The following is a 19,632-nucleotide window of genomic DNA, read 5'->3' as shown; positions in this document are numbered from 1 at the left end:
GCGCGTGGGAAGCAGGCCATGACCGCCGATGTCCCCGACCGCATCAAGGTGCTCTGGTTTCTGCCGACGCATGGCGACAGCCGCTACCTCGGCACGACGGAAGGCGGCAGGGCCGTCGACCTGCCCTATCTGACGCAAGTGGCCAAGGCCGCCGACACGCTGGGCTATTACGGCGTGCTGTTGCCGACCGGCCGGGCCTGCGAGGATTCCTGGGTGATCGCCTCGGCGCTGGCGCCGCTCACCGAGCGGCTGCGTTTTCTCGTTGCCGTGCGGCCCGGCCTGCAGTCGCCGACGCTCGCCGCGCGTATGACCGCCACGCTCGACCGCATCTCCAACGGCCGCCTGCTGATCAACGTCGTCACCGGCGGCGATCCGCTGGAGAACAAGGGCGACGGCATCTTTCTCTCGCATGCCGAACGTTACGAGGTGACGCAGGAATTCCTGCGCATCTACAAGCGCGTGCTGAGCGGCGAGACGGTCGAGCATCAGGGCAAGCATTTCCGCATCGAGGATGGCCGCCTGTTGTTCCCGCCGGTGCAAACGCCATATCCGCCGCTCTATTTCGGCGGCTCGTCCGATGCCGGCTCCGTGGTGGCGGCGCAGGAGATCGACAAATATCTGACCTGGGGCGAACCGCCGGCCGATGTCCAGCGAAAGCTGTACGCCGTGCGCGAACTGGCCGAAAAGGCCGGCCGCAAGCTCTCCTTCGGCATTCGCCTGCATGTCATTGCCCGCGAGACGACCGAGCAAGCCTGGGCCGCGGCGGACAGCCTGATCAGCCGGCTCGACGATGCGACGATCGCTTCGGCGCAGAAGGTGTTTGCCCGCATGGATTCGGTCGGCCAGGCGCGCATGAGCGCGCTGCATGGCGGCAGCCGCGACAAGCTCGAGATCGCCCCCAATCTCTGGGCCGGCGTCGGCCTGGTGCGCGGCGGCGCCGGAACCGCCCTTGTCGGCGACCCGGACACGATTGCCGAGCGGATCGACGAATATCGGCGCCTCGGCATCGACACCTTCATCCTGTCCGGCTACCCGCATCTTGAAGAAGCCTATCGTTTCGGCGAACTGGTGCTGCCGAAACTGCCGACCGATCACCCGGTCAAATCGGCCGGCTCATCCGTCAACACCGGGCCATTCGGCGAAACCATTGCCGGCGACCACCGCCCGAAGTCGCTCGCCAGCGCCTCGTGAACGCGCTGCCCCAATCCCGCTGGCTGCGCGTCGCCATCATCGGCGGCGGCTTTTCCGGCGCTGCGGTCGCCTGGCATCTGGCGCAATTGCCCTGGTTCGAACGTCTGTCGATTTCCGTGATCGAGCCGCGACCGGCGCTTGGCGGCGGCCTTGCCTATTCCAGCGCGGAGCCGGCGCATCGGGTCAATGTTCCGGCGATCAGGATGAGCATGGCTCCCGACGATCCGCAGCACTTCGCACGCTGGTTGACCGGCAGTGGCGAACTCGAGCGCGATACCGACGCCATCTGGAAGAATGGCGACGCCTATCCGCGCCGGCGCGTGTTCGGCCGCTACGTCGCCGAGCATCTGGCGCCCTGGCTCGGTTCGGGCGTGGTCCGTCATGTCCAAGGTCTTGCCACGCGCGTGACCCGTGACGCGGATGGCGCTGGCTGGTCCGTGCACACTTCCGGCGGCCCGGTCGCAGCCGACATTGTCGTTCTGGCGGCGACGCATCTGCCGCCTGGAATTCCGGCCGCGCTGGCCTCCTTGGCCGAAGCGCCGGGTTTCGTTGCCGACCCATACGCCGCTTCCGCTCTTGCCCATATCGGACAGGAAGCATCGGTGCTGATTGTCGGTTCCGGATTGAGCTCGGCCGACATGGTGGCCGAACTCGATCGCCGCGGCCATCGCGGCCGCATCCTGGCGTTGTCGCGCCGCGGGTTGCGCTCGCGCGGCCATCCTGACGTCAGGGGCGAGCCCTTCGGCGACTTTGCGTCATCGCCGGCCGCAACGGCGCTTGGCCTGCTGAAGACTATTCGCGCCACGCTGGCGGCGGCGCGAGCCGCCAATGTCAACTGGCAGTCGGTCTTCGACCAATTGCGGCTGCAGGGACCGGTGCTGTGGGCAGCGCTTGCACCGCGCGAGCGGGCAAGGCTGGTCCGCCAGTTGCGCGTGTTCTGGGACGTGCATCGCTTCAGGATCGCACCGCAAGTGGCGGCGGTGCTGGATCGCCGTCAGGCCGCCGGCACCTACGAAACTGTTGCCGCCAGGCTTGTCGCCTCGAACCATGAGGATGACGGCCCGGCGGTCAGCTTCCAGCGGCGCGGACGGACGCGGATCGAAACGGTGCGCTTCGATGCGGTCATCAACACGACTGGCCCGGCGCATGGGCAAGCCCTTCGGCTCAACCCGGCGCTGCGCTCCTTGGCCGAAGCCGGGCTGATCAGGGCTGACGCATACGGGCTGGGTATCGAGACCAGCCTCGATAGCCGCGCCATCGGCCGGGATGACAGGGCGATCGCCACGCTTTTCGTTGCCGGCCCGCTGGCCAGGGGCACGTTTGGCGAGCTCATGGGCCTGCCTGAGGTGGCCCGTCATGCCCAGACGGTCGCCAGGGAGATCGCAAGGCTGCTGGACACGGTCCCGTCAGCCGAGACGATCGGCGTCGATGCGCACAGCGTTGCCGAGGCCCCCTGACGGCCGGAAGCCGGTTTGATCGGGCAAATTGGTATTTCTGTCCCAGGAGGGCTCCAAAAACGGAAAATCCTTCTTTGTATATAAATTCCATAAACATAATAAATATTAGGCAAGGCCTCGGCGCCGACCGGATCGATCAACGACACCGCCTGAATGGGAGACAGTTCATGGCACACGCAGACACCGACGCAATCAAATTCGCCTATTGGGTGCCCAATGTTTCGGGCGGCCTGGTGATCTCCAACATCGAGCAGCGCACCAATCATTCGGCCGAATACAACCGCAAGCTGGCGCAGATCGCCGAGAAGGCCGGGTTCGACTATGCGCTCAGCCAGATTCGTTTCACCGCCGGCTACGGCGCCGACGAACAGCATGAATCGGTAGCGTTCAGCCATGACCTGCTCGCAGCCACCACGACGCTGAAGGTCATCGCCGCGATCCTGCCCGGCCCGTGGAATCCGGCGCTGGCAGCCAAGCAGATCGCCACCATCAGCTATCTGACCAATGGCCGTGTTGCCATCAACCTCGTCTCCGGCTGGTTCCGTGGCGAGTTTCACGCCATCGGCGAGCACTGGCTTGACCATGACGAGCGCTATCGCCGCTCGGAGGAGTTCATCCGCGCGCTGCGCGGAATATGGACCGAAGACAGTTTCACCTTCCGCGGCGATTTCTATCGCTTCAACGAATATTCGCTGAAGCCGAAACCACCGCAGCCGCTGCCGGAAATCTTCCAAGGCGGTTCATCGCGTGCCGCGCGCGACATGGCATCGCGTGTCTCGGACTGGTACTTCACCAACGGCAACACGCCGGCCGAGATTGCCAAGCAGGTCGATGACCTCAGGACCAAGGCGAAGGCCAACAACCATTCGGTCAAGGTCGGCGTCAACGCCTTCGCCGTCGTCCGCGAAACCGAGGACGAAGCCAAGGCGGTGCTTGCCGAAATCATTGCCAAGGCCAACCCCGAAGCGGTCAATGCCTTTGGCCACGAGGTCAAGAATGCCGGCAAGGCCTCGCCGGAAGGCGAGGGCAATTGGGCGAAATCCTCCTTCGACGATCTGGTCCAGTACAATGACGGCTTCCGCTCGAACCTGATCGGCACGCCGAGGCAGGTCGCGGAGCGCATCGTCGACCTGAAGCGCGCCGGCGCCGATCTCATCCTGCTCGGCTTCCTGCATTTCCAGGAGGAGGTCGAGTATTTCGGCAAGCATGTCATCCCGCTCGTCCGCGAGCTGGAAGACGCCGAACAGGCAGCGTCACTGGCGGCGGAATAGTCATCCCGCAAGCTGGCCGGACAAGCTCCGGCCAACGCACGATGAAGGTTTTTCAGGCGCGCTCGATCTCTTCGGGCGGCATCGAGAATTCGCGCGCCTAGGGCGCAATCGAGGACCTTGGAAATGCCATTGGCCAGCTATGCCCTTGGAATGATGGAGGCTTCGGTCTACGCGCCGGAAATTTTCGCGCGCGGCTTGCCGTCAGCGCTCCAGCCGGCGCTGCCGTCCGCGGGTCGCGTCGAGCCGGCGGGGTCCGTTTCGGGTGCCGACTCTCCGCTGCTTTCACTGAAAGCTATCGGCCTGTCGTTCGGCGGCGTCGTGGCATTGGCCGATATCGACCTGTCGGTGCAACCCGGCGAGATCCGCGCCATCATCGGGCCGAACGGCGCCGGCAAGAGCTCGCTGATCAACGTCATCAGCGGCGTCTACCGGCCGGATCGCGGCCATGTCCTGCTCGACGGCGTCAGCCATGCCCATGTGCCGACGCAGCGGCTGGCGCGTATCGGCGTCGCCAGGACCTTCCAGAACCTGGCCTTGTTCAAAGGCCTCAGCGTCCTCGACAATGTCGCGTCCGGCCTTGCCTACAAGGTCCGCTCCAATTTTGCCGGCCAGGTGCTCGGCATTGGCCGCTCGCGCGGCGAGCAGCGTGAAACACGCGGCCGCGCCGACCAGGTTCTCGAATTCCTCGACCTCACCGCCGTTCGCGATCGCCTTGTCGGCACGCTGCCATACGGGCTGCAGAAGCGCGTCGAATTGGCCCGCGCACTGGTCGCGCAACCGCGCCTGCTTCTGCTCGACGAACCGATGGCCGGCATGACATCAGGCGAGAAAAGCGAGATGGCGGGTTTCGTCCGCGCCGCGCGCGATCGTTTCGCCACCACCGTCGTTCTGATCGAACACGATGTCGGCGTCGTCATGGGCCTGTCCGATCGGATCGCCGTTCTCGACTACGGCCGCAAGATCGCCGACGGCACGCCTGACGAAGTCAGGAAGGACCAGCGTGTCATCGATGCCTATCTCGGCGTCGCCTCCGACAATGAGGACGGGGCAGGCATATGATCGCCGACTTCGATTATCAGTTCTTCATCGAAGTGCTCGTCGGCGGCCTGCTCTCCGGCGTCATGTATTCGCTGGTCGCGATCGGCTTCGTGCTGATCTACAAGACCTCGGGCGTGCTCAATTTCGCGCAGGGCGCGCTGCTCTTGTTCGCGGCACTCACCTTCGTTAGCCTCGTCGAACGCGGCGTCCCGTTCGCGTTGGCCCTGGTCGCCACCTTCGCCATCATGGTGGCGATCGGCATCGCCATCGAACGCACGGTGCTCAGGCCGCTCACCAACAAGCCGCCGATCACTTTGTTCATGGCCACGCTCGGCCTGTCCTACATCATCGAGGGTGCCGCCCAATTGATCTGGGGCACGCAAGTCCACGGCCTTGATCTCGGCATCGAGGACGTGCCGCTGGAAGTCGGCGGCGTGCTGATCAGCCAGTTCGATATCTTCGCCGCAGTGGTTGCCGCCGGCATGGTTCTGCTGTTGTCGCTGTTCTTCCGCTACACCCGCATCGGCCTCTCGTTCCGCGCCGTCGCCGACGACCAGTTCGCCGCGCTTGCGGTTGGTCTGCGGCTGCCGCTGATCTGGGCGACCGTTTGGGCGGCCGCCGGCCTGGTCGCATTGGTCGCGGGACTGCTCTGGGGCGCCCGCCTCGGCGTGCAGTTCTCGCTGTCGCTCGTGGTGCTCAAGGCGCTACCTGTGCTGGTGCTCGGCGGTTTCGATTCCATCCTCGGCGCCATCGTCGGCGGGCTGTTGATCGGTGCCAGCGAAAAGCTCGCCGAGGTCTATATCGGCGACTATTTCGGCGGCGGCATCGAGAGCTGGTTCGCCTATGTCGTCGCGCTCGTCTTCCTCTTGATCCGCCCTTCCGGCCTGTTCGGCCAGAAGCTCGTCGAAAGGGTCTGAGCGATGACCGCGATAGCGAGCGATTTTCCGTCCACGCCGGTGCTGCCGAAATGGCTCGCGCCTGTCCTGCTGCTCGCCTTCGCCTATGGCGTCGTGCCGCTGATCGGCTCGAGCTATCTGTTCGAAGCGATCCTGCTGCCGTTCCTGGCGCTCAGCCTCGCCGGCGTCGGCTTGAACATTCTTACCGGCTATGCCGGCCAGGTGTCGCTTGGCAGTGCTGCCTTCATGGCGGCCGGCGCCTTCGCCGCCTATAATTTCAACTTGCGCGTCGAAGGCCTGCCGTTGATCGGCAGCATTGTTCTGGCCGGCCTCGCCGCCGCGGCGATCGGCATCGTCTTCGGCCTGCCGAGCCTGCGGCTGAGGGGCTTCTATCTCGCCGTCTCGACGCTTGCCGCGCAGTTCTTCGTGCAATGGGCGCTGACCAAGTTCAGCTGGTTCTCCAACAATTCGGCATCGGGCGTCATCGACGCGCCAAGGCTTTCGATTTCAGGCTTCGCGCTCGACGGCGCCGTCGGCCGCTATCTGTTTGCGCTGACCATCGTCGCCATGCTGACCTTCTTTGCCCACCGGCTGGTCTCGTCGCAGACCGGGCGCAACTTCATCGCCATTCGCGACAATGAAACCGCTGCCCGCATCATCGGCATTCCGGTGCTGAAGACCAAGCTTCTGGCCTTCGCCATCTCGTCCTTCATCATCGGCGTCGCCGGGGTCATCTGGGCCTTCGCCTATCTCAGAACCGTCGAGCCGGACGGCTTCGATCTCGATCGGTCCTTCCAGATCCTGTTCATCATCATCATCGGCGGGCTGGCGTCGATCCGTGGCGCGTTCTTCGGCGCCGCCCTCATCGTGGTCTTCCCGCTCGCGCTGTCCCGCATCGGCGGCTTCCTGCTCGGCGATGTCTTCGATTCCGGCGTGCTCGACATGAGCCAGCGCATCGTGCTGGGCGCGCTCATCATCCTGTTTCTGATCCTTGAACCCGACGGGCTGGTGGCCCTGTGGGACAGGCTCCGAAGACGGCTCCTGTTCGCCTGGCAGACGAGCTGAGCTCCATCATCGACATCAATCGCATTTGGAAATGAACCAGAGGCCGAACCAAGGACGGCCCATACCGGGAGTACCCAACCCATGAATTTTCTCAGCACAATCAAGGCGGCGGCACTGTCCGCTGCGATGATCGTGTCGGTGGCCTTGCCATCAGCTCACGCCGACGAACAATATTTCCCGCTGCAGAGCTATCGCGTCGGGCCTTACGCGGCTGGCGGCACCGGTTTCTTCGGCGGCTTCATCGACTATCTCAACCTCATCAACATCCGCGACGGCGGCGTCAACGGCGTCAAGCTGACCTGGGACGAATGCGAAACCCAGTACGAGGTCGAGCGCGGCGTCGAATGCTACGAGCGACAGAAGAGCCATGCCGGTGCCGCCGCCTGGAACCCGCTCTCGGTCGGCATCGCCTATGCCATGATCGATCGCATCACCGCCGACAAGGTGCCGCTGATCACGGTCAACCACGGCCGCACCGATTCCACCGACGGTCGCGTTTTCCCTTACGTCTTCCCGCTGCTCCTCAACCCCTACAGCGAGACGTCGGGCATCGTGAACTATATCGCCTCCAAGGAAGGCGGCATCGACAAGCTGAAGGGCAAGAAGATCGTCGTGCTCTACCACGGCTCGCCCTACGGCAAGGAAACCATCCCGATCTATGAATTGCTGGCGCAGAAATACGGCTTCACCGTCCAGCAGATTGAGGTGCCGCATCCCGGCAACGAGCAGCAGTCGCAATGGCTGACGATCCGCCGCGCCAAGCCGGACTTCGTCGTCCTGCGCGGCTGGGGCGTGATGAACCCGGTGGCGCTGAAGACGGCGGTCAAGGTCGGCTATCCCGTCGACCACATCGTCGGCAATGTCTGGTCGAATTCGGAAGAGGATGTCATCCCCGCCGGCGACGCCGCCAAGGGCTACACCGCCATCACCACCCAGGCGTCGGGCAACAGCTATCCGGTGGTGCAGGAGATCGTGAAGACGGTCTACGACGCCGGCAAGGGCAATCTGGAAGACAAGTCGCGCATCGGCTCGGTCTACCACAATCTCGGCATCGTCAACGGCATACTGAATGTCGAGGCGATCCGCGTCGCGCAGGAGAAGTTCGGCCACCGCACGCTGACCGGCGACGAGGTCCGCTGGGGCTTCGAACATCTCAAGCTCGATCCGGCCAAGGTCGAGGCGCTCGGCGCCAAGGATCTGTTCCATTCGATCAATGTCAGCTGGGACAATCATGAAGGCGAGGGCTACGTGACCTTCCAACAGTGGGACGGCAAGAAGTGGAACGTGGTCTCCGACTGGATCGCGCCGGACTGGGCGCTGCTGCGGCCCATCATCGAGAAATCGGCCGAGGCCTATGCCGCCGAGAAGGGCATCAAGCTGCGCACCGCCGATGATGCCAACGCCGTGACCACCAACTGATCAGCCAGTGCCGGGCGCCGCGGACAGGTTTCCGCGGCGCCGGCCACTTTCGCTCCGCGGACCAGGGAAGAAGAGCCCATGCCGGACAATGACGTCATTCTTGCCGTGAATGCGGTCCACGCGACCTACAACCACGCCATCACGGCGCTGCACGGCGTCAGCTTCGAGATCAAGCGCGGCGAGATCCTGGCGCTGCTCGGCGCCAATGGTGCTGGCAAGACCACCACGCTGAAGGCGGTCTCGAACCTGCTGCCGGCCGAGCGCGGCCAGGTCAACGCCGGCACCATCCGCTATGACGGCTCGGATGTCTCGCGCCGCAAGCCGGGCGATCTGGTGCGCGCCGGCCTGGTGCCGGTGCTCGAAGGCCGCCACTGCTTCAAGAGCCTCACCGTCGAGGAAAACCTGGTCGCCGGCGGCATCGGCCGCAGCGGCCGTCGCGCCGAAATCAACGTCGATCTCGAACGCATCTACGGCTATTTCCCCCGCCTCAGGGAAAAGCGCCGGACACTGTCCGGACTGACCTCCGGCGGCGAGCAGCAGATGACCGCGATTGGCCGGGCGCTGATGTCGCGGCCGCGCCTGCTGGTCCTCGACGAACCGTCGATGGGGCTCGCCCCGCTCATCGTCCAGGATATTTTCCAGACCCTGAGAAAACTCAATCGCGAGACCGGCCTGTCGATCCTGGTGGCCGAGCAGAATTCCGCGGTCGCGCTGAGATATGCCGACCACGCCACGGTGCTCGAAAACGGTGTCTCCGTCCTCTCTGGCCCGGCTGCAGAGCTTCGCCAGCGCGAGGATGTGCGCGCCTTCTATCTCGGTCAATCGACCCCCGGGCAACAGCCGTCACCGGCTACCAAAACAGCCCATCTCCATGCCGTCGCCTGAAACGAAATTCGAAGGAGCACTGAAATGACCGTCCCGACCGTCAAGACAGACCATGCCTCCGCCGCCGTGCCGCCCGTCGCAAGGCCGTCGGCGCCGGCCCACATCATCAAGGATGACGCCGAAGCGATCGCCATCGCCCACGCGCTCGCCGCCGAATTCGCCAAGGACTCTTCCAGGCGCGACCGCGAGCGGATCTGGCCGGTTGCCGAACTCGACGCCTTCTCGCAAAGCGGCCTTTGGTCGATCAACGTGCCCAGGGCATTCGGTGGACCGGAACTGTCCTACGCGACGCTGGCCAAGGTGATCGAGATCATCTCGGCGGCGGATTCTTCCATCGGCCAGGTAGCGCAGAACCATCTCGGTGTCATTGCCGCCATCCGCACCGTGTCGGACGCCGAACAGCAGAAACTGCTCTTCGGTGAGGCGTTGAAAGGCACACGGTTCGGCAACGCCTTCTCGGAGTTCGGTTCCAAGCGTGCTGCCGATTTCGAGACCCGCTTTACCGTTGCCGGCGACCATGTCGTCGTCAATGGCCGCAAATTCTATTCCTCCGGCGCGCTGCTTGCGCATCTGGTGCCGATCGTGGCGCTCGATGACGAGGGCCGCGCCTGGTATGCGATCGCCGACCGTGGTGCGCCCGGCCTGACGGTCATCGATGACTGGTCGAGCTTCGGCCAGCGCACGACGCTCTCCGGCACCGTCATCATCGACAACGTAAAGGTGCCGAAAACGCATCTGGTGCCCGGCTACAAGGGCTACGACAAGCCGACCGCCGACGGCGCCATCTTCCAGATCATCCAGGTGGCGGTGGACACCGGCATCGCCCAGGCGGCGATCGACGAGACGGTTCACTTCGTCAGGACCAGGAGCCGCGCCTGGATCGACAGCGGCGTCGACAATGCCTGGGACGATCCCTACACTATCCAGGCGATCGGCGACCTGACGCTGCGTCTGCACGCGGCACAGGCGTTGCTCGAAAAAGCCGGCCATGCAATCGACCGGGCCGTGATCGAGCCGACCGCCGAGACGGTCGCGCATGCGCAGATCGTCACCGCCGAGGCCAAGATCCTGTCGACCGAGATCGCCATCGCCGCGACGAACAAGCTGTTCGAACTCGCCGGCACGCGTTCGACGCTGGCCGAGCACAATCTCGACCGGCATTGGCGCAACGCCCGCACGCATACGCTGCACGATCCGGTGCGCTGGAAATATTCGATCCTCGGCAAATATTTTCTCAACGGCGAAAGTCCGCCTCTGCACGCCTGGAGCTGATTTCCATCGGCGGGCGAAAGCTCGCTTTAGTAAAAACTTCGACCATCAAGAGGCCCACCGCCATGTCAAATCCAACAGTCGTCGGCTTTTCCGGCAACATCACCCGGCCGTCAAAGACACGTGCCTTCGTCGATTTCGTCACCAGGGACATTGCCGCGCGCCACGGCCTGTCGGCCAGCACCTATGACATCGAGGATGTCGGCCCATCGCTGGGCACGGCAAGGTGGGCACGCGACCTCGACAGCCAGGCGCAACCGATCCTGGCCCAGATCCTCTCCGCGGATGTGCTGGTGGTCGGTTCGCCGACCTACAAGGGCAGCTATACTGGCCTGTTCAAGCACTTCTTCGACCTCATCGATCCGGCCGCGTTGCGCGGCAAGCCCATCCTTCTGACCGCGACCGGCGGCGGCGAGCGCCACGCCTTGATCGTCGAACACCAGCTGCGGCCGCTGTTCGGCTTCTTCGAGGCCTTCACCCTGCCGACCGCCGTCTACGCCACCGACAAGGATTTCACCGACGGCGTGCTGCGCTCCGAGGCGATCCTGAAGCGCGCCGCGCAGGCCGTGGACGAGATCGGCTTCGTGCTGGCGAACCGGTCGGCGGGCAGGGTCGCCGCCGAATAGCCTCTCGTCATCGGCTTGCGCAGAGGTCGAATCGGCGTCCCGGGTAAGCTCGCTTACCCGCAGTTTACGACCGCCGGCTACAACGTTCCTGTCTGATTCTTCTGGGACAGGAACATCATGAGCAAAGCCCTCATATCCTTCGCGCTGGTCGCTGTGCTGACCGCCTTGCTCATGGCGTTGAGCCTTGCGGTGGCCAGGCACGGCTATCCCTATGGGGCGATCGGCGTCAGGCGCCTCGACGGCATTGCCGATGCCGGGACGTTCATTCCGCTGGCCGCCGTCTACTTCTTCAGCGCGCTGCTGATGATGATCCTGCCGATCCGTGCGGCCAGCATCGTGCTGACCCATGCCGCCGACGCGATCTTCTGGACAGTGATCGTGCTGCTTGCCACCATTGTCGGCGGTCTTCTTGCAAGATGGGCCTTCGGGCAGGGCAGCGCCCCGCTGGCATTATTGAACTGGCGGTTCCTGTTTGCCGTGGTCGTCATCGGCTGTCACTTCGTCATGAACGAGCTGCGCCGCAACGTGCTGCTGCGCAGCCTGTTCTTCGTGGTCTTCGCCGCCGCGACGCTGGCCTGTCTGTTTTGGTCCTTCACGCTGTGAGCGTGATCATGGCTGGCTAGCTTCCGGCCGCGATGTGGCCCGCGGCCTGCTCCATCCACGTCCAGAGGTAGGCGGCAAGACCGCGGTCGACATGGATACGCAGCTTGCTTCGACCGGTGTTGCCGCCGCCGATCCAGCCTTTTTCCAGCACGGCCACTCGGGTGATGTTGTGGTTCTTGGTAATAGGCCGTAGCCAGCCCGTGTCCGCCGCCGCCGATGACGATTGCGTCATAGGCCGGCTTGGGCTCGGGCGAGCGCCAGGCCTGCTTCCAACCGGTCTGGCCGGCCAGACCTTCCTTGAAGAGCGATAATGCGGAATAGCGTCTGGTCATGGTGCTGCGGACAAGCCTGTTGTCTCAGGGAAGCGTATTGGCATTGTACATATATGTCTAGTTCGGTATCACTTTGCGCGCGACGGCTGGTGCTAACCTTTGCGTGCCATCGTCTCCACCACATAGCGCGAGAAATCCTCGACGTCCTTGGTCGTGGGTTCCTGGCCGGTAAAGCTGCGCAGGTACGAAGCGACGTGAGGCAAACGGCTGCTCATCGGCTCGTCGAGTTCGAGCGAGTAATAGCCGATCTGCATGAAGTAGAGGATGCGGGCACGAACGAATGCGTCCTCCTCGTTATAACCATGGCGCATGAACATGTCGCGGATGGCGTTGACGCGTTCTTCGTCGGCTTCGTCGAGCGCGCGCCGGATTGCCGGCGAACGGCGCGCCCAGGCCCGGATCGCGAAATCCAGCCGGGGATCGAACAGCCTTTCGTCGACCCAGCATTCGAAGATGCTCATCACGCCGCGGACCACAGTGTCGGAAGGCCGCCTGGCGCGCTCGACGATGAATTTTGTGTTGGTCTGCCGCCAGTGGTCCAGCAGCTGGTCGAGGAGGTCCTGCCGGCTCCTGAAATACCAGTAGAAGCTCGAGCGCGAGACGTCGAGCTGCTGGCCAAGCGTCAGCACGCGGACGCGCTCGACACCATCCGAGATCAGTGTTTCTAGCGCAAGCTTCAGCCAGTCTTCACGAGTGGCCTTGACGTTGCCGGTGGCGCCGGTGCGCTGGATCGTCGTCTCGATTGCTGCCATCGGCACGACGCATGACACGCCGCATCGGGCAAATCAAGATCGTGGACACTTCTGTACAGAGCCGATTCGTCTTGGCCCGGATGGCGCCCCGCGGATGTTAGCCGTTCGTTGTCGAAAAAGCGCCACACCATCGGCGCAGGCAAGCCTGAGGATTTTTGTCGCGGCGCATCGGCCAGTGCGTGCTTTCCCGCAAGGCAATTGTCTGGCAAATACCAATTCAGACGGATGCCGCCGCGCGGCCAGCAGCCAAGCCAGCAGCCAAGGCAAGGAAGGCAAGATCATGAACGTATTTCGCAAGAACCTCATCGATGGCGAGTGGGTCGGCGACGCCGGTTCCCGCAACATCAACCCCTCGGATACCGGCGACGTCGTCGGCGAATATGCCTCGGCTGGCGTCGAACAGGCCGGCCAGGCAATCGCCGCGGCCAAGGCGGCGTTTCCGGCATGGTCCCGCTCCGGTCCGCTGGCACGCCATGCGGTGCTGAAGAAGACCGCGGACGAGATCATGGTCCGCAAGGACGAGATCGGCCGCAATCTGGCGCGCGAGGAGGGCAAGACGCTGGCCGAAGGCATCGGCGAGACCATTCGCGCCGCCCAGATATTCGATTTCTTCGCCGGCGAGACATTGCGCCTGTCCGGAGAAATGGTGCCAAGCGTGCGCCCGGGCGTCGGCGTCGAGATCACCCGCGAAGCGGTCGGCGTGGTCGGCATCATCACGCCTTGGAATTTCCCGATCGCCATTCCGGCCTGGAAGATCGCGCCCGCTTTGGCCCATGGCAACACCATCGTCTTCAAGCCGGCGGAACTCGTTCCCGAAAGCGCCTGGTCCATCGTCGACATCCTGCATCGCGCCGGCCTGCCCAAGGGCGTGCTCAACCTCGTCATGGGCAAGGGCTCGGTGGTCGGCCAGGCCATGCTCGACAGCCCCGATGTCAACGCCATCACCTTCACCGGCTCGGTCGGCACGGGAAAACGCGTCGCCGCCGCCAGCGTCGAGCACATGCGCAAGTTCCAGCTTGAAATGGGCGGCAAGAACCCGCTGGTCGTGCTCGACGATGCCGATCTCGCGGTCGCCGTCGATTGCGCGCTCAACGGCGCCTTCTTCTCGACCGGCCAGCGCTGCACGGCCTCGTCCAGGCTGATCGTGACCGACGCCATCCACGATCGTTTCGTCGACGCACTCAAGGACCGCATGGGCAAGCTGGTCATCGGCGATGCGCTCGATGCGCAGACCCAGATCGGCCCCGTCGTCGACGCCACTCAGCTGAAGCAGGACGAGGATTACATCGCCATCGGTGTCAGGGAAGGCGCGACCCTCGCCTTCGGCGGCGAACGGCTCGACCGCAAGACGCCGGGCTTCTTCCTGCGCCCGGCGCTGCTGACCGAGGCCACCAATGCCATGCGCTCTTCGCGCGAGGAGATCTTTGGCCCTGTCGCCAGCGTCATCCGCGTCAAGGATTATGACGAGGCGCTTGCCGTCGCCAACGACACGCCTTTCGGGCTGACGTCGGGCATCTGCACGTCGAGCCTGAAGCACGCCACCCACTTCAAGCGCAACTCCGAAGCCGGCATGGTGATGGTCAATCTGCCGACGGCGGGCGTCGACTTCCACGTTCCCTTCGGCGGCCGCAAGGGCTCGAGTTTCGGCCCGCGCGAACAGGGCCGCTATGCCATGGAGTTCTACACCACGGTGAAGACCGCCTACACGTTTGCAGGCTGATCGGGCGCAAGGTGGTCGGCGCCGGCCAGTCGGGCCGCGAGCGGTCACGCAGCTCAAGAAACGGATCGGCGCGTCGCCATGGCATTGCAGGACCTGACCTGGCTCAACCCGCCGCCGCACCACGCCATCGACGGCGATACCGTCCATGCACGCACCGGCAAGGAGACCGATTTCTGGCGTGAGACCTTCTACGGTTTCTGGCGCGACAACGGCCATTTCCTGCATCGGCCGGTCGAGGGCGATTTCACCGCCGAAGTCACCGTCAAGGGCGACTACAAGGTGCTCTACGACCAGGCGGGGCTGATGCTCCGGCTGAGCGAAACGCACTGGATCAAGGCCGGCATCGAATACACGGACGGCCTCGCCTATGTCTCCGTCGTCGTCACCAACGACACGTCGGACTGGTCGCTGGTGGCCATTCATGCCGGCCCGGACGGCGTCAGGATCCGCCTGACCCGCCACGCCGAGGCGATCCGCGTCCAGTATCTCGATGCTTCGGACGGTCACTGGAAGCCGGTGCGGCTCGCCTATTTCCCGGTCTCGAAGACGGTCGATGTCGGCATGATGTGCTGTTCGCCGCAGCGCGAGGGTTTCGAGGTCACATTCTCCGGCTACTCTGTCGGTCCGCCGATATCGCGCGAGTTGCATGACTGACGCCTTGGCGACATCTGCGGCCATCGCCGATCTGGAACCCTTAGGGAAGAAACTTTGGCGGCTGCCGGCTCACCACGGCACGTGCAGTATTTCCAGCTTAGGCAGGCCGACCGGCCTGATGCCGAGATCGTTGGCGAGCACGCCAAAAGCTTCGGTCTCGATCAGGTCGCGGTAGGGATTTTCGGGGAAACGAAGGCCGCCGCGGTGCAAGGCGGCATCGACCAGGAGCATGGTTCCGCCGACCGCATCGAGGCCGATGATGTCGAGATGCCTGACATCGCTGAGATGATACCGGTTTGGTGTTTGCGCGGGAGGCTGGTGGAGACCGCCACGGATGTCGCGGTAGTAGCGATAATCCCTTGTCTGCCGCCTTATGATGAAGCTGTTGAGGTCGAAACTGCCGCCGCCGGCGACCTTCACGCAGTTGGGCACCGCGATGCGATGTCCCGTGGCGATCAGCCGGTTGAGGGCATCGCCGGGAAAGCGCCAGACGTCGATGTCGATCCACAGTGCCCAGTCGTCGTCCTTGCTCAGCCCGTGATCGATCAGGTAATTTCGCACCTTGGCGATCGCGCCCCGCCTCACGCGTTGCATTCTGGGCTTTGCCCGTTTTGCCCGGTCGAGGCTGGTGCCGACCCGCCTTTGCAGCAGGACGATGTCACGATATTTGCCGGCTAATCCCGCCGTCGCGGCCTGCAGCCGCTCCCAGCTCCCATCCAGGCTGTCACCCTCGCAGAAAACCAGCTTGATCCTCTCCTTCGGGTAGTCGAGCCCCTCCAGCGCATCGAGAAATGGCTGGATGAGGTCGGCGGCGTCGCGAAGCGGCACCAGTACGGCGACATTTTTGCCTGAAGGCGGCGGCGCCGACAGGACCGCTTTGTCGACGCCTGCTTTCGCCACGGCCTCATCGAGATACGCGCCACGCGTCAGCTGATACCAAAGCCGGTAGGCTCGATTGCGAAGCTTGGTGGTCCATTTCGGCGGCGGCTCAGGGATCCACCAAGTGCCGGCCCAGTGATGGATCGAAAGCGCTGTCGTGTCGTCGTCGGCCTCGCGCTCGGCGCTGCCGGCCGACGTCACCGGCGTGAACAGGCCGGAGGGATGAATGGCGAAGGCCGACTGATCGCCGTAATTGCGCTGGGCGGAGGTCAGCAGGCAAGGACCCGTGGCGTCGAGCACGTCCTTGGCGCCGGCGAGCCCGGGCATCATCGACAAGAGATGCAGCCAGAACGGATGACCGGGCGGGCTCGCTATCGTCCCGTTGAACAGGAGATAGGGCAGGCCACGAAATTCCATCTGGACGGCCGAATGCGAAGACGGCTCCTTGCACAGCACGATCCGGGTCTCGTTCATGACCGGATCGAAGGGCGCGACGCATTCGCAATCGATGTCGGCGTAGACCCCGCCAAAATGATGCAGAAGCATGTAGCGGGCCGCATCCGACCGCTCCACGCCGTTTGGGTACGTGCAGAACACCGGCAGGAAATCCGGGTAGTGCTCGGCAATGAAGTCGAGCAGCATCCGGTCGCTCCAGAACATCACCGTCCAGTGTGGATTGTGCCGCTTCCAGCTGTCGGCATACGCCTGGAAGCGCGCGGGGACACGGTCGGTCTTCCACGTCTGGTGCAGGATTGCTGGAATCATGCGGCGGGGCCGTTTGGTCCAAGCCCGTCGCGGACGGCGTCGCGGATCGCTTGCAGGCCGAACCTTGCCCATGCCGCCTGATGCGCGCGAAGGCGTTGCCGCGCCCGGCGTTCGGGGTCGAGACAGAGTCCGATGGCCATCTCGGCAAGCGTCTCGTCGGTGTCAGCCAGCAGCACCTCGTCGTTCTCGACCAGGTCCAGGCCCTCGGCCGCGATCGGCGTGGCGATCACCGGCACGCCCGCGGCCATTGCTTCCAGGATCTTGATGCGTGTGCCGCCACCCGCCGTCAGCGGAACGACGGTGAGATGCGCGCTGGACAAGAGTGGCGCCACGTCGGCGGGATCCTCGATGAGCTCCACACCAGGCAATCTGGCCAGTGCCTGCACGGCCGGTCTCGGCGTGCGTCCAGCCAGGACAAGCCTGGCATCCGGCAGGGCGTGTCGGATACGGGGCAATATGACACCGGCCAATCGCTGCGCGGCATCGACGTTTGGCGGGTAGGCGAGATGACCGATGAACACGATCACCGGAAAGCCGTTGCCGGTCGACGGCTCGGCAGCCAGGTGCGTGGGAACATCGCTGGCTTGCGGAATTCCGTTCGGAACCACGTGGATAGGAATCTTGTGCCGGGAAAGCCTCATCAGCTTCTGGCGATCCAGGTTCGAGCAGACCCATACCCTGTCGACAAGGGACAGCGCTTTTCTTTCAAGGAACCTGACGCCGAATGCCGCCGCGGTTCGCTTGGCACTGAGACGCCTGATCTGTGCGGCAAGGTCGGACTCGACATTGTGCATGTCGAGAATGAGCTGCGCCGCCAGCGGGCGCAGCGGCCGCAGCAGCTTGAACAGGCCGACGCCCTCGACAATGATGGTGTCAGGGCGGAATTCACGGGCGAGCGCCTCAAGCCGCGCCAGGGCGGAACGCGGTATGCGATTCTCCGCCCTGGTGCGCCACCACCCGACCGAGGCCGTGCGGGGCTCACCCTCGATCGACAGGGCCTCGACGCGGATCAATGGATCAGCCGCATTCCCCGCGAACTTCGGCTTCACCGAAACCAGGCACACCGGTCCGAACCTGGCGGCTGCGTCGGCATTGCGGTAGTTTCTCAGATCCGAACCTGAAGTTGGCGGAAAGGCCGGGTCGTACGACACGATCAGCGTGCGTCTTTCCCTGTCCCTCCTGGCATCCAACCGATGGCCAGGCCGCTCCACCATGGCCCCGGCATGAATTCGGGTATGATATTGCAATGTCTTCCAACTCCCGCCAAGGGTCTTGTGGGCGCGAACGGCACGCATCATGCGCATCGCAGCCCCGTATCGCTTGTGCTTGAGGAGCTGTCTGGAAATCCGCTGCGCGATCCAGGCTTTCCTCCATTGCAGAACGTCTTTAGCAATGCCTAAACCGGCAAGCTTGTCCAGTTCCAGTGCTATCGCGAGAAATGTAGCTCGGGGGGTCTGGACGAATCGCCGCGCCATTCTCGCTTCGTCATGGTGATAGAGAAGCACCGGTGCGGGGGTCGTCGCCACGTCGGAGCGTGCAAGCAGGGCCGCCCAATAGCAAGTATCCTCATCGAGACCAGCCGTTTCGGGAAAGCTGATGGCGGCCGTCGCCGCAGCTGTGACCAATGCGCTTCCCACGGCGATCGGCCACGCCTCGTTGAGGAGGTAGCGTCGGGCGTTCAGGGCCCGATCGCTTGTATATCCATGTGGAGCCTTGAGCTTATCCGGCCGGCCCGCGGTGCGTCGAATGTTGGATCCGATCGACAGGCCGGCTCCGGGATTGCTCACAAGCGCCTCACGCAACAGCCCCAAGCCTCCCGCGATCACCTCGTCGTCGGCATCGAGGAAGAACAGGAACTTGCCCTTGGCACGCGCCATACCGGCGTTGCGGGCGGCGCCGGCGCTGCCAAGCCGCATGCTGAGGACCTGCAGCGGCAATTCATATTCGCGGGCGCTTTGGATCGAGATAGCCGCGGTCTGATCGTTGGATCCATCGTCGACCAGAAAGATCTCACCGATGAGGTCTCTGTCGGCCACAAGGCTGCGCAGGGTCGCGTCGATCGTCGCGGCCGCATTCCTTGCGGGGATGACGATGCTGATGTCCGGTCGCGCGCCGTCCGGGATACTCATGGGGGCTCGAAGAAGCCACGGTTCAGCATGCGGTCATAGTGGTATTTGAACGGCGAGACTGCGCGAAGCGAGAGACTAGCGAGGCCCTCGATGGGCGACGGATCGACGTCGAATGGTGAATGGTCCTTCAGCCAGCTGTAGGACGAACCATCCTTGAGCATGGACGGGCTGCCAACGACATAGCCCCCAAGCGCCTTCACGTGGCCGATCCGGCGCATGCCGGCATAGAGGCTGGACGAAGCCGTCGGGTCGCGCGTCCTGAGATAGACATGAAACCCGTTCGGCGATCTTGCAATCGGCGTGCGACTTAAAAGGGCCTCGTGCTTGCTCGACCAGCTCAGATAGGTCGCGGCATCATCGAAATCCAAGATAAGAAGGTTGGAGTACCCTCCAAGAATTCCGACATTTCCGGCAAACTTACGAAACCAGCGCCGGATGTCGTCACCGGTTGGCGGCTTCTGCGACAGATGAAAGGCAACCGATTGGAATGCCAACTCTTTCAGGTCCCTTCGACGGGACTGCAAATGTAGGGGATGATACTCCATTGCCTGGAGATCGAGATGCTTGCCCCCGGCACACAACGGCACGCAGATGTAGCCCTTGGCCAAGAGCCGGACTGCATATTCCGTTTCAGCTGCAGGCTGCATCCCCGAGTGTTCCGCGGTCGCACCGTGCGTCCAA

At 63.9% G+C, this 19,632-nt stretch carries 17 protein-coding genes and 1 pseudogene; 13 read left to right on the top strand and 5 right to left on the bottom strand.

The window, feature by feature from the left end:
- Positions 1-18 precede the first annotated feature (18 nt).
- The 11 genes from ssuD to AC0NIH_RS01300 all read left to right on the top strand — a co-directional run bounded on the left by ssuD (position 19) and on the right by AC0NIH_RS01300 (position 11,720).
- A complete protein-coding gene (gene ssuD, locus AC0NIH_RS01350; RefSeq protein WP_473466184.1) occupies positions 19-1,191 on the top strand; it encodes an FMNH2-dependent alkanesulfonate monooxygenase in 1,173 nt (390 codons plus the stop codon).
- On the top strand, positions 1,188-2,648 hold the full coding sequence (locus tag AC0NIH_RS01345; protein WP_473466186.1) for an FAD/NAD(P)-binding protein: 1,461 nt from the start codon (positions 1,188-1,190) through the stop codon (positions 2,646-2,648). The genes ssuD and AC0NIH_RS01345 overlap by 4 nt, the downstream gene beginning before the upstream one ends.
- 167 nt (positions 2,649-2,815) lie before the next feature.
- A complete protein-coding gene (gene sfnG, locus AC0NIH_RS01340) occupies positions 2,816-3,919 on the top strand; it encodes a dimethylsulfone monooxygenase SfnG (RefSeq protein ID WP_352702835.1) in 1,104 nt (367 codons plus the stop codon).
- A gap of 123 nt (positions 3,920-4,042) precedes the next feature.
- Positions 4,043-4,978 carry an ABC transporter ATP-binding protein gene (locus AC0NIH_RS01335; protein WP_473466189.1) on the top strand — a complete coding sequence of 312 codons (936 nt, stop codon included), beginning with the start codon at positions 4,043-4,045 and terminating at the stop codon, positions 4,976-4,978.
- Positions 4,975-5,874, top strand: coding sequence for a branched-chain amino acid ABC transporter permease (locus AC0NIH_RS01330; RefSeq protein WP_064984417.1), 900 nt, complete (start codon positions 4,975-4,977; stop codon positions 5,872-5,874). The genes AC0NIH_RS01335 and AC0NIH_RS01330 overlap by 4 nt, the downstream gene beginning before the upstream one ends.
- 3 nt (positions 5,875-5,877) lie before the next feature.
- On the top strand, positions 5,878-6,918 hold the full coding sequence (locus AC0NIH_RS01325) for a branched-chain amino acid ABC transporter permease (RefSeq protein ID WP_473466192.1): 1,041 nt from the start codon (positions 5,878-5,880) through the stop codon (positions 6,916-6,918).
- An 81-nt stretch (positions 6,919-6,999) separates the two neighbouring features.
- Complete coding sequence (locus AC0NIH_RS01320) at positions 7,000-8,337, top strand: ABC transporter substrate-binding protein (protein ID WP_287272616.1); 1,338 nt, start codon at positions 7,000-7,002, stop codon at positions 8,335-8,337.
- A 78-nt stretch (positions 8,338-8,415) separates the two neighbouring features.
- Positions 8,416-9,222: an ABC transporter ATP-binding protein gene (locus tag AC0NIH_RS01315; RefSeq protein ID WP_473466194.1), complete on the top strand. Its 807-nt coding sequence runs from the start codon at positions 8,416-8,418 to the stop codon at positions 9,220-9,222.
- Positions 9,223-9,246: 24 nt separating this feature from the next.
- Entirely contained in the window at positions 9,247-10,494 is a 1,248-nt protein-coding gene (locus AC0NIH_RS01310; RefSeq protein WP_473466197.1) for an SfnB family sulfur acquisition oxidoreductase, read from the top strand.
- A gap of 62 nt (positions 10,495-10,556) precedes the next feature.
- Positions 10,557-11,117, top strand: coding sequence for an FMN reductase (gene msuE, locus AC0NIH_RS01305; protein WP_023775863.1), 561 nt, complete (start codon positions 10,557-10,559; stop codon positions 11,115-11,117).
- Positions 11,118-11,234: 117 nt separating this feature from the next.
- Entirely contained in the window at positions 11,235-11,720 is a 486-nt protein-coding gene (locus AC0NIH_RS01300) for a hypothetical protein (protein WP_473466200.1), read from the top strand.
- Between the two features lie 106 nt (positions 11,721-11,826).
- On the opposite strand, the pseudogene AC0NIH_RS01295 reads toward AC0NIH_RS01300, so the two are convergent.
- Both AC0NIH_RS01295 and AC0NIH_RS01290 read right to left on the bottom strand, forming a co-directional pair.
- Positions 11,827-12,052: pseudogene (locus tag AC0NIH_RS01295) on the bottom strand (FAD-dependent oxidoreductase); the annotation flags it as partial.
- Positions 12,053-12,144: 92 nt separating this feature from the next.
- Positions 12,145-12,804 (bottom strand): TetR/AcrR family transcriptional regulator, encoded by a 660-nt coding sequence (locus AC0NIH_RS01290; RefSeq protein WP_473466333.1) that lies wholly within the window; start codon positions 12,802-12,804, stop codon positions 12,145-12,147.
- A gap of 280 nt (positions 12,805-13,084) precedes the next feature.
- On the opposite strand from AC0NIH_RS01290, the gene AC0NIH_RS01285 reads away from it, so the two are divergent.
- Both AC0NIH_RS01285 and AC0NIH_RS01280 read left to right on the top strand, forming a co-directional pair.
- On the top strand, positions 13,085-14,524 hold the full coding sequence (locus AC0NIH_RS01285) for an aldehyde dehydrogenase family protein (RefSeq protein WP_352702729.1): 1,440 nt from the start codon (positions 13,085-13,087) through the stop codon (positions 14,522-14,524).
- A 78-nt stretch (positions 14,525-14,602) separates the two neighbouring features.
- On the top strand, positions 14,603-15,178 hold the full coding sequence (locus AC0NIH_RS01280) for a DUF1349 domain-containing protein (protein ID WP_023775858.1): 576 nt from the start codon (positions 14,603-14,605) through the stop codon (positions 15,176-15,178).
- 69 nt (positions 15,179-15,247) lie between these two features.
- On the opposite strand, the gene AC0NIH_RS01275 is transcribed toward AC0NIH_RS01280, so the two are convergent.
- From AC0NIH_RS01275 to AC0NIH_RS01265, 3 genes are read right to left on the bottom strand one after another with little or no spacing between them, the layout of a single operon-like run.
- Positions 15,248-16,822 (bottom strand): glycosyltransferase, encoded by a 1,575-nt coding sequence (locus AC0NIH_RS01275; RefSeq protein WP_473466204.1) that lies wholly within the window; start codon positions 16,820-16,822, stop codon positions 15,248-15,250.
- Positions 16,819-18,951, bottom strand: a complete 2,133-nt coding sequence (locus tag AC0NIH_RS01270) for a glycosyltransferase (protein ID WP_473466207.1) — start codon at positions 18,949-18,951, stop codon at positions 16,819-16,821. Before AC0NIH_RS01270 ends, AC0NIH_RS01275 begins: the two co-directional genes overlap by 4 nt.
- Entirely contained in the window at positions 18,948-19,598 is a 651-nt protein-coding gene (locus AC0NIH_RS01265) for a bifunctional DNA primase/polymerase (protein WP_473466209.1), read from the bottom strand. The genes AC0NIH_RS01270 and AC0NIH_RS01265 overlap by 4 nt, the downstream gene beginning before the upstream one ends.
- Between the last annotated feature and the right edge of the window lie 34 nt (positions 19,599-19,632).

The sequence above is a fragment of the Mesorhizobium sp. WSM1386 genome, assembly GCF_055901595.1.
This window is presented reverse-complemented; position numbering and strand designations above follow the sequence as displayed.